12 protein-coding genes are annotated in these 14,539 nt (G+C 60.6%); 4 read left to right on the top strand and 8 right to left on the bottom strand.

Annotation, left to right across the window (positions count from 1 at the left end; translation table 11 throughout):
• The 5 genes from ACSYS9_RS11435 to ACSYS9_RS11415 are packed head-to-tail and all read right to left on the bottom strand — an operon-like array spanning position 1 to position 5,863.
• Entirely contained in the window at positions 1–261 is a 261-nt protein-coding gene (locus tag ACSYS9_RS11435) for a MoaD/ThiS family protein (RefSeq protein WP_099596078.1), read from the bottom strand.
• A complete protein-coding gene (locus tag ACSYS9_RS11430; protein ID WP_440569321.1) occupies positions 261–1,514 on the bottom strand; it encodes a molybdopterin molybdotransferase MoeA in 1,254 nt (417 codons plus the stop codon). The genes ACSYS9_RS11435 and ACSYS9_RS11430 overlap by 1 nt, the downstream gene beginning before the upstream one ends.
• Positions 1,514–2,509 (bottom strand): bifunctional molybdenum cofactor biosynthesis protein MoaC/MoaB, encoded by a 996-nt coding sequence (gene moaCB / locus ACSYS9_RS11425; RefSeq protein WP_071227926.1) that lies wholly within the window; start codon positions 2,507–2,509, stop codon positions 1,514–1,516. Before moaCB ends, ACSYS9_RS11430 begins: the two co-directional genes overlap by 1 nt.
• Before the next feature lie 8 nt (positions 2,510–2,517).
• Complete coding sequence (gene moaA / locus ACSYS9_RS11420; RefSeq protein ID WP_440569319.1) at positions 2,518–3,558, bottom strand: GTP 3',8-cyclase MoaA; 1,041 nt, start codon at positions 3,556–3,558, stop codon at positions 2,518–2,520.
• 31 nt (positions 3,559–3,589) lie between these two features.
• Complete coding sequence (locus ACSYS9_RS11415; RefSeq protein ID WP_099596081.1) at positions 3,590–5,863, bottom strand: FdhF/YdeP family oxidoreductase; 2,274 nt, start codon at positions 5,861–5,863, stop codon at positions 3,590–3,592.
• Between the two features lie 477 nt (positions 5,864–6,340).
• Here ACSYS9_RS11415 and fdhD point away from each other — a divergent pair, with 477 nt between their 5' ends.
• From fdhD to cydB, 3 genes are all read left to right on the top strand, one after another.
• A complete protein-coding gene (fdhD, locus tag ACSYS9_RS11410) occupies positions 6,341–7,201 on the top strand; it encodes a formate dehydrogenase accessory sulfurtransferase FdhD (protein WP_414488679.1) in 861 nt (286 codons plus the stop codon).
• A 109-nt stretch (positions 7,202–7,310) separates the two neighbouring features.
• Positions 7,311–8,699 (top strand): cytochrome ubiquinol oxidase subunit I, encoded by a 1,389-nt coding sequence (locus tag ACSYS9_RS11405; protein WP_180874489.1) that lies wholly within the window; start codon positions 7,311–7,313, stop codon positions 8,697–8,699.
• An 11-nt stretch (positions 8,700–8,710) separates the two neighbouring features.
• The gene (gene cydB, locus ACSYS9_RS11400) at positions 8,711–9,724 is read left to right on the top strand and encodes a cytochrome d ubiquinol oxidase subunit II (protein WP_099596083.1); all 1,014 of its coding nucleotides are present in this window, start codon (positions 8,711–8,713) and stop codon (positions 9,722–9,724) included.
• A gap of 2,286 nt (positions 9,725–12,010) precedes the next feature.
• On the opposite strand, the gene ACSYS9_RS11395 is transcribed toward cydB, so the two are convergent.
• The 3 genes from ACSYS9_RS11395 to ACSYS9_RS11385 all read right to left on the bottom strand — a co-directional run bounded on the left by ACSYS9_RS11395 (position 12,011) and on the right by ACSYS9_RS11385 (position 13,997).
• On the bottom strand, positions 12,011–12,460 hold the full coding sequence (locus ACSYS9_RS11395; RefSeq protein ID WP_099596085.1) for a phosphatase domain-containing protein: 450 nt from the start codon (positions 12,458–12,460) through the stop codon (positions 12,011–12,013).
• Between the two features lie 206 nt (positions 12,461–12,666).
• On the bottom strand, positions 12,667–13,101 hold the full coding sequence (locus ACSYS9_RS11390) for an NIF family HAD-type phosphatase (RefSeq protein ID WP_180874490.1): 435 nt from the start codon (positions 13,099–13,101) through the stop codon (positions 12,667–12,669).
• 95 nt (positions 13,102–13,196) lie between these two features.
• Positions 13,197–13,997: a hypothetical protein gene (locus tag ACSYS9_RS11385; protein WP_143578700.1), complete on the bottom strand. Its 801-nt coding sequence runs from the start codon at positions 13,995–13,997 to the stop codon at positions 13,197–13,199.
• A gap of 95 nt (positions 13,998–14,092) precedes the next feature.
• Between ACSYS9_RS11385 and ACSYS9_RS11380 the strand changes: the two genes are divergently transcribed.
• Positions 14,093–14,338, top strand: a complete 246-nt coding sequence (locus ACSYS9_RS11380) for a helix-turn-helix domain-containing protein (protein WP_017354505.1) — start codon at positions 14,093–14,095, stop codon at positions 14,336–14,338.
• Positions 14,339–14,539 lie beyond the last annotated feature (201 nt).

Raw genomic sequence — 14,539 nt, 5'->3', positions numbered from 1 at the left:
TCAGCCCCCGCTCACCGGCGGCAGGATCGCCACCCGGCCATCGTCGGGCAGTGCGTCGTGGTCCCGCAGCACGCGTTGCTGGTCGGCGAACGCCGAGTAGTCCAGCAGGCCGGCGCGGAAACCCGGCCAACGCACCGGCAGAAGTTCGCGCAGCGCCTGACGCAGATCGGCCACGGTGCCACCGCTCACGTCCACGGCAATCTCGCGGCTGGCATCCAGATCGGAAAACGCACCGAACAACTGCAGATTCACCTGTTTCATCATGACTCCTGGCTCACCAGCTGCACCGGTTCGTGGTGACCCCAACCCTGCACGCGTACGAAGGTGCCAGCGCTGGCCAGGTCTCCCTCGGCCTCCAGCACCACCCAGGCGTTGGCCTGCAGCATGGACATCAATCGGAACGACTCCTGCCCTGCCAGCACGCGCGCACTCAGGCGGCCCTGCCCGTCCATTTCCACCCGCGCCCGCGCGTGGAAGCGCAGACCGGGCGGCGTGCGCACGTCGGCCTGCAGCGGCAGCTGCAACATGACTTCCGGCGCCAGCCCCAACAGGCGGCGCAGCACCGGCTCGACGAAGAAGCGCTGGCCCACGGCAGCCGAGACCGGGTTGCCGGGCAGGCCGAAGTACAGCGCGCCATTGGGCAACACCGCGAACAACAACGGCTTGCCGGGGCGGATCGCCACCTTATGGAAGACGATGCGCGCACCACGGCCACGCAGTGCATCGGGAATGAAATCATAGCGCCCGGCCGACACCGCGCCGGTGCTGATCAGCAGCTGCGCGCCGGCGGCCAGCGCCTTATCCATCACTGCATTGAACGCGGCCGCCTCATCACCCACCGTACCCTGCCAGACCACTTCGGCACCGGCTGCCTGCAGACGGCCGACCAGGTACGGCCGGTTGCTGTCACGGATCTGGCCGGATTCCAGCGTCTGCACTGCTTCGGTCACCAGCTCCTTGCCCGTGGCGATCACCGCCACCTTCGGCCGTGCCACCATCGCCACCTTGCCCACGCCGATGGCATGCAGCAGCGTGCGCGCGTTGGTATCCAGCACCTGCCCGGCCTGCAGCACACGGTCGCCGTCGCTCACATCCTGGCCGCGCAGGCGTACGTTCTGGCCCGGCTTCACCGTGCTCTTCAGAGCAATGCGGGTCGGGCGGCCGTCCTCGCTGGTAAGGATCTCCACGTTCTCGACCGGCACCACCGTATCCAGCCCAACCGGCATGCGCGCTCCGGTCATGATTTCCCAGGCACCCTCGCCGCCCTCGGCACCGGCATCGCCGGCCGCCTGCCAGCCCTGCACCGCGAACCCGGTACCGGCCTCGAACGTCGCGCCGTTGGCGCGCAGCGCGAAACCGTCCATTGCCGAGTTGTCGAACGGCGGCAGCGACTGCTCACTGATGATGTCACTGGCCAGAGTGCGGCCGCCGGCCTCATGCAACGGCAGGCGCTCGGCCGGCAGCGGCGTGGCCGCATCCAGCAGGTGCTGCAGGGCTTCGCTATAGGCAATCATCAGTGGCCACCACCATCGACCATCGCCAAAGCGTGGCCCAGCACCGGCGCCAGAATATCGAGGCACTGCGCCGCCGCCTTCGGGCTGCCCGGCAGTGCGAACACCAGCATGCCGCCCAGCTGCACTACTTCGGCGCGGCTCAGCCAGGCCATCGGCGTGTGCTGTGCACTCAGTGCCCGCACCATCTGCGCCAGGCCATGCACCGGCCGTGCGTTCAAGGAACGCAGCGCCTCCGGGGTCAGGTCACGCGGACCCAGTCCGGTACCGCCGGTGCACAGGCACAGGCGCACGCCCTCGGCGGCCAGCGCCTGCAGCCGGCCGGCCAACGGCTCGATGCCGTCGGGCAGCACGTCGACCGCCACCACCTCGCCGCCCAGCTTTTTCAGGCCGCTCACCAGGGTCGGGCCAGACACATCTTCATAGGTGCCCTCGCTGGCGCGATCGCTCAGCGTGATCACCGCGCAGGCCGCGCCCTCCAGGCCCTTCGGCGCACGCGGCTTGAAGCGCGCGCGCTCGGCATCGTCCATGCCGTCGGGGTGCAGCCACACGCCGCGCTTGCCGCCTTCCTTGAACAGCAGGCGGATGCCTTCGATGCGCAGGGCCGGTTCCACCGGCTTGCTCAGGTCGTACAGGGTCAGCAGTGCCGCGTTGACGCCAGCCAGTGCCTCCATCTCCACGCCGGTGCGCGCCTCGCTGGCGCACTCGCACCACACGCGGATTGCCTCCCGTTCCGGCACCGGCGCGCAGAACACCTGCACCAGTTCCAGCGGCAGCGGATGGCACAGCGGCATCAGCATCGAGGCCATCTTGGCGCCCTGCAGGCCGGCAATCTCGGCCATCACCAGTGCATCGCCCTTGGGCAGGCGGCGCTCGACGATCAGCGGATAGGCCACCGGACCGGCATGCAGCTCGCCCACCGCCACCGCACGGCGGCGGGTGATGCGCTTGTCGCGGACATCGGCCATGTGGAAGGCCGCATTCAATTCCCCACTCATCGTGTTGCTCATCCTCCGATGGAGGCCAGGTGCGGGGTCAGCCCGGTCTGGCCCTGGTGCAGTCCATGCCCGGCCGCTTTCAGGCCAAGCTGTGTGGTGATGCGTGCCAGCAGCGCGTCGTGGTCGTCGTCGCGCTGCAGCAGCGGGCGCAGCGGTACGCCGAACTCGCCGAACAGGCACAGCCGCAGGTCGCCCTTGGCGGTTACCCGCAGGCGGTTGCAGCCCTTGCAGAAGTCACGCGAATACGGGGCGATGATGCCGATGCTGCCGCGATGGTCCGGATGCCCGAACTCCCGCGCCGGGCCGGCATCGGCGGCGCGCGGCCGTTCGTGCCAGCCGGCCGCCAGCAGCTGCTCGATCACCACGTCGGCGCGCAGGTGGTGGCGCTGGAAATAGGCTTCGTTGTCGCCGGTGCGCATCAGTTCAATGAAGCGCACGCTGAAGGGGCGATCGCGCAGGTAATCCATCCACTGCGGCAGCTCGTCGTCGTTCAGGCCGCGCAGCAGCACCGCGTTGAGCTTGATCGCCGGCAGGCCCAGTGCCTGCGCCAAGGCCAGGCCCTGTTCGATTTCCGGCAAGCGGTCATGCCCGGTGATGATCTTGAAGCGTTCGCGCTGCAGGCTGTCCATGCTCACGTTCAGCGCAGTCAGCCCGGCGCGGTGCCAGCCCGGCAGGCGCCGCGGCAGCAGCGTGCCATTGGTGGTGATAGCCACCTTGGCGATGCCCGGCACCGCCGCCACGGTGGCGATGATCTCGTCCAGATCCTTGCGCAGGCTCGGCTCACCGCCGGTCAGGCGGATCTTGCTCATGCCCAGCGCGGCGAACGCACGCACCAGGCGCGCGATTTCATCCACCTGCAGGAAGCGCGGGCGGTCGTCGGCCTGGTAACCGTCGGGCAGGCAGTAGCTGCAACGGAAGTTGCAGGCTTCGGTCAACGACAGGCGCAGGTACGGAAAGCTGCGTCCGAAACCGTCGGTGAGTTGGCGGGGATGACCTGCCAGTGCGCCCTCACCTACCGGCTCTGGCGCCCGAATGAGCTCGGCTGACATTCTTAGTCCTCCCTACGACATGCCGGCGCAATCACTGTGAAATGACCACCCTGACCGGGATCGACTTCGCCGCGGGGGTACCACTGATGCGATCGAAGTAATCCAGAGGTAGCAGTGGATTGAGTTCAGGGTAGTAGCCCGCAATCGCGCCACGCGGCATCGGATAGTCAAGCACAGTCAACCCATCGACCCGCCGGCAGACGCCATCACTGGAGATCGTCTCGAGGCTCACCTGTTCCTCCTTCCCAATCCCTCGTGCTACTCGATCTTCCAGGTTCATGAAGAGGATCATTCGATCGTTGTACACACCGCGATAGCGATCGTTGTAGCTGTAGATTGTCGTGTTGTACTGGTCATGGGAGCGAACCGTGGCCAGCCGAAGCATAGTGGGATCCTCGACCAGGTCGTTCACTTCAAGACCCGGCAACACCAGAATATTGGCCTTCCCGTTAGGTGTCGGCCACTCACGGCGGCGCGGCGGAATGTCCAAGTGGAAGCCACGCGGCGCCTGGATCCGTTCATTGAAGTCTGCGTAGATGCTGGGATAGACCGCCGCGATCAGCTCACGAACATGGTTGTAATCGTGCATGCAAGCTGCCCAGTCGACCTTGCTGTCCGGCAGTGTTGCCATTGCCATGCGGCACACGATCTCAACTTCCGGAAGAACATGTTCACTCACAGGCTCCAGTACTCCACGGGATGCGGTGACATTCGACATGGCATCCTCAATGGTGACAAACTGCTCACCCAGCGGGGTATGGATCCACTCCGAGCGCGCCACCACCGGTAGGATCAGCGCCTCCTTGCCATGCACTAGGTGGCCACGGTTGAGTTTGGTGGCGATGCCAACCGTAAGCTCAAGACCACGCATTGCCCTGTAGGCAATTTCGGTATCAGGAACAGCATGGATGAAGTTCCCGCCCATGCCGATGAAGACCTTGGCGGTTCCAGCCAGCATCGCCTCAATAGACTCAACCACATGGTGCCCATGTTCGCGCGGCGGTTCGAACCCGAACACGTCGCGAACTTGGTCCAGGTAGCGTTGCGTCGGCTTCTCATCAATGCCGACGGTACGGTCGCCTTGCACGTTGGAATGGCCGCGAATAGGAGCAATGCCCGCCCCGGGCTTTCCGAAGTTGCCGCGCAGCATCAGCAGATTGGCAACCTGCTGCAAAAGGCGAGATCCTTGCTGGTGCTGGGTCAGGCCCATGCCATAGCAGATAATGGTCGCACGGGAACGGATGTAGATCTCTGCACAACGCAGAATCTGCTCCTTCTTGATCCCGGACACTTGGGCGATCTGGCTCCACTCCAGGGACATCACTTCTTCACGCAATGCCTCCAGCCCGACGGTGTGCTCGGTCAGGAATTCGTGATCGAGAACAGACTCGCCGGCCGCTTCCCGCTCGAACATAGCCTTCATGATGCCCTTGATCAGGGCCAGGTCACCGCCGATGCGAATGTGTACAAATTCACTGGAAATCTCGGTGGAGCCAAACGTGGCCATCTGCACGACGTCCTGGGGCTCGGCAAAGCGAATCAGCGCACGTTCCGGCATAGGATTGACCGCGACAATTGGAGCATTACGCTTCCGCGCCTCCACCAAGTTGGACATCATTCGTGGTGAGTTGGTGCCTGTGTTCTGGCCGATGACGAAGATGGCCTCAGCATGCTCAAAGTCATCGAGCACGATAGTGCCCTTGCCGACGCCAATTGCCGGCGGCAACCCCCGGCTGGTCGGCTCGTGGCACATGTTCGAGCAGTCCGGGAAGTTGTTGGTTCCGAACTCGCGCACGAAGATCGAGTACAGGAACGCGGCTTCGTTCGGCGTCCTCCCCGAGGTGTAGAACTCAGCCTCATGCGGGCTGGACAGGGCCTGCAGGTGTCGCCCGATCAGCGCGAAGGCCTCATCCCAGCTACAAGGAACGTAATGGTCGGATACCGGGTCATATCGCATCGGCTCGGTCAATCGACCCTGCATCTCCAGCCAATAGTCGGACTGCGCCATCAGCTCCTGGACAGTGTGCTCCGCGAAGAACTCACGCGTGGCGCGATGCTTGGTTGCCTCCCATGCCAAGGCCTTCGCACCGTTTTCGCAGAACTCCAGCTTCTTGGTGTGATCTGCATCCGGGAAAGCGCAACTGGGGCACTTGAATCCCCCAGGCTGATTCATCGACAAGAGCGCTTTAGATCCCTTGGCAATGACGCTCTGCTGCATCAGAACCTTGGCGGTTGCACCGGCGGCACCCCAACCACCGGCAGGATGGTCGTAGGCTTTGTAACGGGGGATCTTCTGCTCTGACATGACAGGCACTCGCAGCATGCAATTGGGAGTGGGAAAAGTTAAGCACGCGACGGCCTCCCCTTCCACGGACAGTATGTCCACCCTGCCCAGACAAGACGTCCGGCGTACACGCCGGGGATCGAATCGAGGCACTGGTGTCCGATACGAGTGCCTCAACGGACCCGAAGCGCTCATCCTGGCCCTCACCACGAACAGGTCTTCACGCCACCCGCCATCGATTGTAACTATCTAATTTATCGGGCGTTCTCTAGCTACAGACACCTGTAGCGGACAGGCGGACCACAGCCCCTCGAACAGAATGTCGGATCAACTCAGCCAAACTGTCCATCTGCGAACATTTGTAAATTTTGACCGCAGCGGGGTGTACGCCTTGGGATACTCTCCGCACTGTCAAACCACTAAGAAGTCCCCGACCCGAGGGACCCTGCACGCCCAGATCATCGTTACCGGCTTCCCTCCCCGCCAGGCCTCATCTCCATGCAAGCGCCCAGCCCAGTACCTGCCAACGAGCCCTGCGGCATCGCATATCGAAGAACCCTTCGGTGGCGTGGTGGCGAGCGCGGCTCAATCATGGACAGCGTTGCCGAAGAAGTGCCTGTCGCGATGCTCTACAACGACAATCCTTTCTCGGTGATGATGGCCAGCCCAACGGATCTGGAAGACTTTGCGCTGGGCTTTTCCATGACGGAGGGAACAATTTCTGATCCCTCCCAACTTCTCCGGATTGAAGTGAGGCCATCGCTGGAAGGCATTGAGCTGGCGATGGAAGTCACAGATAGTGCGCCCATCGTGTCAATGCCCAAGGACGCCACCCGCAACCTACCCGGGCGTAGCGGTTGCGGGCTATGTGGAGCTAGTCGACTGGAGCAAGTGCTCAGAATGCCTTTGCCAATCGACCGACCCACCACCTACTCCGCCTTGGCGCTACGCGTAGCGCTGTCCTCGCTAAAAGGGCTACAGCCAATGAACGAGGCTGCCGGCTCAACCCACGCAGCAGCGTGGGCTCTCCCGGACGGAGCTATCGATGTGGTACGCGAAGACGTAGGCAGGCACAACGCACTAGATAAGCTCATTGGTGCAATGAGGCGCTCATCGACTTCAACCAACGAAGGTCTCGTGCTTCTATCTAGCCGTGCTAGCTACGAAATGGTGAGTAAGGCCGCCTATGCAGGCATGGCGATCGTTGCAGCGGTATCGGCACCCACAGCCTTAGCCATAGATCTCGCAAAGGCAGCAGGAATCTGTCTTGTCGGCTTCGCGCGCTCGGATGGCTTCAACATCTATTCACACCCCCAGCGCCTACTCGATTTGGAAGCTGCACACCTAGCAGCCGTATGACGCCAGATGACGCCTGCCGTGCAATAAGCAAGGATCTCCGCCGATGAAATTGCCAAGCACGATCGGAACTTGAGCCGCTAGCCACCACCCACCCCCTATTGGGATCGTTATGGACGCCCTCCTCCTTTCCCGAATTCAGTTCGGCTTTCTCATCAGCTTCCATGTGCTCTTCCCTGCCTTCACCATTGGCTTGGCCAGTTGGCTTGGTTTCGTGGAATGGCGCTGGCTTCGAACCCGCAACCCGGTGTGGCGGGATCTGTTCTTCTTCTGGCAGAAGATCTTTGCCGTGTCCTTCGGCATGGGCGTGGTAAGCGGTATCGTCATGGCGTTCCAGTTCGGCACAAACTGGCCTCGTTTGAGCCAGATCGCCGGAACCGTAATCGGCCCCCTACTGACTTACGAGGTCCTGACAGCCTTCTTCCTGGAGGCAAGCTTCCTCGGAGTGATGATGTTCGGCTGGGGGCGAGTATCACCACGCCTGCACTTCTTTTCCACATGCATGGTCGCACTTGGAACGCTCTTTTCAACGTTCTGGATTCTTGCCTCCAACAGCTGGTTGCATACGCCTGCGGGCTACGAAATGATCAACGGAGTGGTCCATCCGATTGACTGGTTCGAGGTTGTGTTCAATCCATCGTTCCCCTATCGACTGGCCCATATGGCAATAGGGTCATTCATAACAACCTGCTTCGTGGTGGGTGGTGTTGGCGCCTGGTACCTGCGGCGCAAGGAGCACGTCGAAGCCGGCCGCAAGATGCTTGGAGCGGCTGTGATATTTGCGGCCATTACCGTTCCTGTTCAGATTTTCGTGGGTGACATGCATGGTCTGAACACCCTCAAGCACCAGCCGATGAAGATCGCAGCGGTAGAGGCTCACTGGCATCAGGGCCAAGAAGGTGAAGGAGTTCCGCTGGTCGTCTTCGCTGTACCAAATGAGAAGGAAGAGCGGAACGATCTTGAGATCGCGATTCCCCGTGTTGGCAGCCTCATTCTGACTCACTCCATGGATGGAACCTTCGCACCGCTGACATCCGTACCGGCGAGCGAACGACCTCCGGTCATGCCTGTGTTCTTCGCATTCCGGATCATGGTTGGGATAGGCACCCTCATGCTACTGCTCGCTTGGCTTTCTGCTTTCACCCTGGCCCGCCGTAAGCTGTTCGATTCCGGGCCCCTGCTGCGCGCTTGGAACTGGATGCTTCCAAGTGGGTTCGTTGCTTTGGTGGCCGGCTGGTTTGTCACCGAGATGGGGCGCCAGCCTTGGATTGTCTATGGCGTTTTGCGAACGGCTGATGCCGTGGGGCCGCAAACGGCCTGGATGACAGCGATCTCACTCGCGGTCTATGTCGCTGGATATGCGTTCGTATTTGGTTGGGGCATCTGGTATCTGGTCAAGATCCTCCGACATGGCCCACATGCCCAAGACGGAAGTCCGTCGCTAGAGGGTGGTGATCGTACACCTGCACGGCCTATCTCGGCCGCTGATCAATCTCTCTGAGGAACGCTGACATGGACTCGATGACCTGGTTGCCCATCGCCTGGTTCGCCGTCATCAGCTTCGGCGTCCTGATGTACGTCGTCCTCGACGGCTTCGTACTCGGTATTGGCATTCTCGCGCCCTTTGCCGAGGATGAAGAGCAGCTCGATGTGATGATGAACACCGCTGCCCCAATATGGGATGGCAACGAAACCTGGCTGGTGCTCGGCGGAGCCGGATTGCTAGCAGCGTTTCCAACAGCCTATGCAGCGCTTCTTTCGGCCCTGTACCTTCCAGTACTTCTGCTGCTTGTATCATTGGTTTTCCGGGGGGTCGCCTTTGAGTTCAGGTTCAAAGCACATCGCTCCAAGAGGCTTTGGAGCGTGGCTTTTGGCCTTGGCTCGCTTCTGGCCGCGTTCTCTCAAGGAGTGATTCTTGGCACGGTGGTGCAAGGCGTGCCAATGACTGGTGACACCTACGTTGACGGACCATTTCTATGGTTCAGCCCCTTTGCCATGCTTACCGGAGCAGCCTTGGTTGCCGGCTACGCCTTGCTTGGAGGCACCTGGCTAATCTTGAAGACTGAGGGGCGAACCCACGCACTTGCCAGGCGCCTGACCCGCCCCCTGGTGGTCGCCGTGATCGTGGCCATGGGGCTCGTGAGTAGCTGGCTGCCGTTCCTTGATCTGCGACTAATGACTCGCTGGTTCAGTGACGGGAATTTCTGGTGGCTGTCCCCCGTCCCCCTTCTTACGCTCGCAGTGGCAGTGGCGCTGTGGCGCGCGGAGAAACGCCCCACTCATGATCTTGCCCCTTTCCTACTGAGCCTGTCGTTGTTTGTCCTGGGTTACCTAGGCCTCGTACTCGGCATGTGGCCGTACCTGCTCCCCCCGGCATTGACGATCTGGGATGCAGCAGCGCCAGTGTCGTCGCTTGGCTTCAGCCTGGTCGGCTTGGCGGTCATGCTTCCTGTCATCCTGGGCTACACCGCCTGGTCATACCGCGTTTTCCGCGGCAAGGTGAGTGCGAGCACGAGCTATCATTGAGCGTGATATGCAGCCCATTCGCCTGAAGTGGAGAATGGGCTCAACTAAAGCCCGGAAAGGGCGAGTGGGTTCGGTGGCGGCCGACTCATGAACTGAATGTCACTGGACTATCTTCAGCTAAGCCGAAGGTCAAATGCCACCGCCTCTGGCCCTCGACTTGACTCAATCAGTTAGCCAATACGCCCGGCCTCCCAGAATCGTGTATCGCCCTAAGACACACAGGATGTGATGAGTGGGGCCTTCAGCCGACCCTGAATCGTATGCCCTCGGATCGAACTGACTTGAAGGAAAGTCGATGATTCACGGTGAGGTGGTAGAAGAACGCCTCACACCAACGAAGTCGCCTAGAAAGAAGGACTACATCATGTATGGGGCCGCTACGAGATAGCCACCTGACAAGAGTGAGTGGGTCCCTTCCCGACAGCATGGGGCTAAGTAGCTCAACAGTAGAGCCTCTGGCCAACGTGCAAACCCACGGCCGTACGGATCTTAACCATAGGTGGAAGCCCTCCCGCTCAAGCCTACGCCTTTCAGCAAGCTCCGCTCTGAGCTGACGCCGGCGAACTTGGCGGGCTATCTCCAAGTGTGGCGAGTACTCCCCCTTGCCATGATAGGCAACCTTCAGGACGTAGCCCCGGGCCCTGGTAGGAATCGGTGAGTACGAAGCTCGAACACGCGCAAAGAAGTACCCCGCGAAAACGGCAGTTGCGACGAGAACAACATGAAGTTCGCTCGAGGCGATACGGTATCCACTCGCGGTGAAGAACTGGACGCAAACAAGTCCATCACAACCCGTAGGAATCAACGTTCGATACAACGTCGTCCCGGGAACATACAAGAGAAAAATGAAGCCATAGGCGCACCATTTCCAGCAATGAACCCGCTGATCCAGCACCGGCTCCCAACTGAGCTCTCTTTGGGGGCGGCGCAGAACGTAAGCGCCAATGAAGAGCAGCGAAGGAACGCCCAATAGCAGCAGCAGGTAGATGATCTTCTGAATTGAGTACATGGCAGGGTACTTAGAACGTCGCTCCGGAGCTCCTGGGCAAACGGGATGCCATCGACTGGATTCGTGGCCGGGACGACCCGCCAGGAGTCTGGACAGGGCTGTATCGGCCGCGCGACATGGAACTTGAACCACTGATTCGTCCATGCTCAATGGCCTACTCGCGCTCCTCGGCATAGCACGGCTCCCCAAAGAACCTAGAACACCGCTGGAGGAAGCGACGGGACTTTCACTCACAACTCCAGCGCAGCCACGGACAGCAGCGTGGCGATATCTGAAGATCAGATAGACGCGAACTCGCCTCGCTGCTATGCTGGTGAGCTAGGCGAGCGATCTGAGAGACAAGTGGCCTATGTTGTCACCCAACCGACCCTCATTTCGCATTGGCCAGAGTTGGACGATTTCGTTCGTTCAATCGGCCCGTTCTTAGCCTGCGCCTGGTGCGCACTGGAGCGCTCAAGGACCGTAAGCGGGCCTGTTGCCGCCGAGGGCTTGGCCTCAGCCGCACTCGATACGCTTGCCTCACTTCGCGTACTGCAGCGCATTCCCATCGCAGCCCCCAATTCCGGGGCGAGGTCCTTGTATGAGCCTCTGGCATGGACCTATCAGGCCGCTTGGTCACGTCAGGACGTGAGTCTGGAGGCCAGGTTGACCAGTACGCTTACCCGATGGGCTGCCGAATGCCCGTCCACTGCCAAACGGACCTTGGGAACCTCGCTCGCAGAGAGCGAAGCCCGTGCATACCTGGCCAACCTGCTACGCAAGTATCGGCTATCTCCCACGCTGGGCAATGGCCTAAGATCGACCCAGCTCCCGGAGTGGAATGCACTGAGCTTGGGACGCAAGAGGTATGTACTGTGGGCCGGCATGCGCAACGTTGCGTCGGAGTTCCTGAAAGCTGATCTGGACGAGGAGGCCGCCCGTCGGGTACTTGATCGAGAGATCAGCAGGAGATGCACTTGGCTCGTTAGCCGAGTTCAATCGGGAGCACTTGACCCGACTGACTTTTGCTTCGTGCCAGGCCACGGCTGGCGTCAGCCGTTGATCTTGGACGTGGCAATGGAGACCTTTATCCCTCTGGGCAGACAGTACTGGCTGCAGCCAAGTAGCGACTGGAGGCTTTAGCGGATACTCTCCGCGCCGCGTCCACTAGTGGGCGCGCGACCCAGCGAACCGGTGTCAGCGGTCAACTAGATCGCGTAGGTATCGGTGGCGCCAATAGCCAGGGCCTGGCCTTGAACGACTGATGAGCTCGCCACGCGTTTGATCTGGAAGGGCAACTACGAGCGCAGTCCCTGTGCCCATTGCTGCAGGAACTCCTCCTGGACAGCGGTCTCGATGGCACCCGGCCTGACACGTCGCACCGAGCCAATGGCAGCCTGCGCTGTTCGCTCAGCCCCTGACTGCAGTAGAAGCATCGCTGCGACAGTGCCGGCTCGCCCCAGCCCACCCTTGCAGTGGACCACAATGCGCAGGCCCGAATGCAAACTCCGAACGAGCATTGACCCCAGTACTGGCCATCGTTCGAGCAACCTCTGGTCAGGCGCTGCGCCATCCGTGATTGGAAGGCCATGCCATGAGATGCCCTGCCCTTCAACCACTTGAGGTAAGCACTCGATCCGCAACTCACTGAACTCCCACGGCTCGAGTAGCGTAATCAGGTGGCTGGCTCCCCAACACTGAATCACAGAGACATCCACATCGATGTCTCTCGCCCATGCCCCCGTCATCGCAACTTCTTGGTACTTACCTGGCGCGAAGGTCACACCAATTGCCCCTCCCCTTTCGCCAACCGGGAGTTCCGCGATAGCTAAAGGGTGGGTCAAACTTGTTCGAATCATGTCGGATCTCCTGAACGACAGCCCATTCCTATGCAGCAACCGGCGCTGCTGGCTGGAAGAGCTGCACCCGCCAACCCACTCACTAAGCACACCAACTACAACGGAACAACCAATCGTTCCTTCAGCATCTCAAGGGCCACTTCCAGGCCGACATCATCTGTGTCATATGGAGCGCCGAACAAAGAGACCTCAATCCAATAGCGCTCCTGACCCGGATGGATGTAGTCCGAGTGATCGTCCAGCAACAGCGCTGCCCCCAGGATCGGAGACACATACCGGAGGTCCTTCGTTGTCCCTCCCCAGAATGTATATGGCAACTCAGCGAACCAGCCTGGCACGCTCCCTTCATCGACCAGTAGCCGCGAAATCCTGCGGAAAGCTGCCTCAGGGACCGTGGTGTAGATGACCATATGCTCGAAGAGTTCATGAGCGACCTCAAGGAACTGATAGAGCCCTGGGCGTGGAATCTGGCTGACAGCATTTGAGATCAGCGTCCCCTCGAGATCGAGAGCAAGGATGGTCGGTCGCATTGAGCGCTAGGATCCTCATCAGCAGTTGGACACTTGGATCTGGAGCGTTCCGCGCTGCGCTTGGTCATCGGACGCAGTTGCGGAACGCCAATGAATCAGATATCTGAGAACTTCTCGGCTTGCTTAAGCTGATTCTCCAGAGACTGGATCTTTTCCCTATAGTTGGCAGCTATGTAGGGCTTGTCATTGAAGTCCAAAGCCGTCTGAGGAATTAGTTCGAGCTCAACTCGCGTTGAAGACGCTTGTCGAATTGCCAGTGTCGACCACGCATCATCACCTTTTACGAAACCAACATTGAAGCGCGCCGTGACGCCGTGGTTCGGCTTGAGGCCATCAATCGATCGGAAGTCGCTGTGCACCCGCGACTTTGCCGTGGGCTGCGCTTCGCCATTGATGTAGAGCGTCGCCGCCCAGCTGGCCTGGCTGAGCGCCAAAGTTGAGCCATTGGCAATTCGCGCCTCAATGACCGGCTTCGGGCCAAAGAAGCTGTCCTCGATCCGTAACGTTGCGCCACTCGCACGCACTCTTTCTAGTTCGGTGATCGTCGGCCGCTGCGCGTTGGCCTGCTCCTGCAGAGCAAGAATTTCTTTTGGATGGGCATCCCTAATCTGCTTGATGTGCCCCCTAACCACCTGTCTTACAGATGCATTCGGGTAGGCCTTGTTCAGCTCAGCCAGATCAAGGCCGGCAACGGCCCAGTTGAAGGCATCCCGCTCATGGGCACTCAGCTCGGCGTCAATTGCGTCAATCGACGCTCTGTATTGCTCCTGCGTGCCGTCAGTGACCATCTTCCTGTCTACTGGACCGCCGCAGGCGGCAACTAGGACCGTCAGAGCAAGCAGCAAACCCTGCCTGCCCCAGCCAGCTGCGTCGCGTCGACATTGTTCTTTGATCATGCCCTTCCCCTGTCAATGAGAAGCACAGGATATCTGGTTTTTAGATATCGGAGAACTGGATATAGCTTCTGAAGCCGCTCAACCAGGGTGCGGCCGTGGCCAAGACAATCCATCGCAAGGAATACGCCGCCCTGATTGAGACCGTCAGAGACGCGCGCTTGGCTGCTGGCCTTACCCAAGTACAAGTGTCCAGCAAGCTGGGGCGCAGCCAGTCGTTCATTAGCGATGTTGAGACAGGGAAGCGCAGGGTTGACGTCGTGGAGCTTAGGGACATAGCGCGCCTGACTGGCCTATCCCTGGGCAAGCTCATTGCCGACTTTGAGAAGCGACTCAAAGACTGACTTTACTGAGCTAAGGCTCAGTCTTCTTCAGATGCGTACCACCAGGCTCACACCTAGTGCCCCCCACTCTCCCGCCCAACGAGCATGCGACCACTTTGAGCAAATGGCTTCTTGCCAGTTCTGGCTATACAGGACTGGCTGGTCAAGTGGTGGCCTCCAGCGCACTATCCGAGCTAGAAGGGAAAGCATTCATAAGCCCTG

Origin of the sequence: Stenotrophomonas sp. STK17_22 (assembly GCF_051983905.1) — a bacterium.
GTDB lineage: Bacteria > Pseudomonadota > Gammaproteobacteria > Xanthomonadales > Xanthomonadaceae > Stenotrophomonas > Stenotrophomonas maltophilia_A.
The sequence above is the reverse complement of the archived record's forward strand: the minus strand, read 5'-3'. Positions and strand labels throughout refer to the sequence as shown.

Coding starts and splice junctions, on each gene's coding strand:
- moaA (WP_440569319.1), bottom strand. CDS start 3,558: ATGTCAGCCGAGCTCATTCGGGCGCCAGAGCCGGTAGGTGAGGGCGCA.
- ACSYS9_RS11430 (WP_440569321.1), bottom strand. CDS start 1,514: ATGATTGCCTATAGCGAAGCCCTGCAGCACCTGCTGGATGCGGCCACG.
- fdhD (WP_414488679.1), top strand. CDS start 6,341: ATGCAAGCGCCCAGCCCAGTACCTGCCAACGAGCCCTGCGGCATCGCA.
- ACSYS9_RS11435 (WP_099596078.1), bottom strand. CDS start 261: ATGAAACAGGTGAATCTGCAGTTGTTCGGTGCGTTTTCCGATCTGGAT.
- ACSYS9_RS11405 (WP_180874489.1), top strand. CDS start 7,311: ATGGACGCCCTCCTCCTTTCCCGAATTCAGTTCGGCTTTCTCATCAGC.
- moaCB (WP_071227926.1), bottom strand. CDS start 2,509: ATGAGTGGGGAATTGAATGCGGCCTTCCACATGGCCGATGTCCGCGAC.
- cydB (WP_099596083.1), top strand. CDS start 8,711: ATGGACTCGATGACCTGGTTGCCCATCGCCTGGTTCGCCGTCATCAGC.
- ACSYS9_RS11385 (WP_143578700.1), bottom strand. CDS start 13,997: ATGATCAAAGAACAATGTCGACGCGACGCAGCTGGCTGGGGCAGGCAG.
- ACSYS9_RS11395 (WP_099596085.1), bottom strand. CDS start 12,460: ATGACGGGGGCATGGGCGAGAGACATCGATGTGGATGTCTCTGTGATT.
- ACSYS9_RS11415 (WP_099596081.1), bottom strand. CDS start 5,863: ATGTCAGAGCAGAAGATCCCCCGTTACAAAGCCTACGACCATCCTGCC.
- ACSYS9_RS11390 (WP_180874490.1), bottom strand. CDS start 13,101: ATGCGACCGACCATCCTTGCTCTCGATCTCGAGGGGACGCTGATCTCA.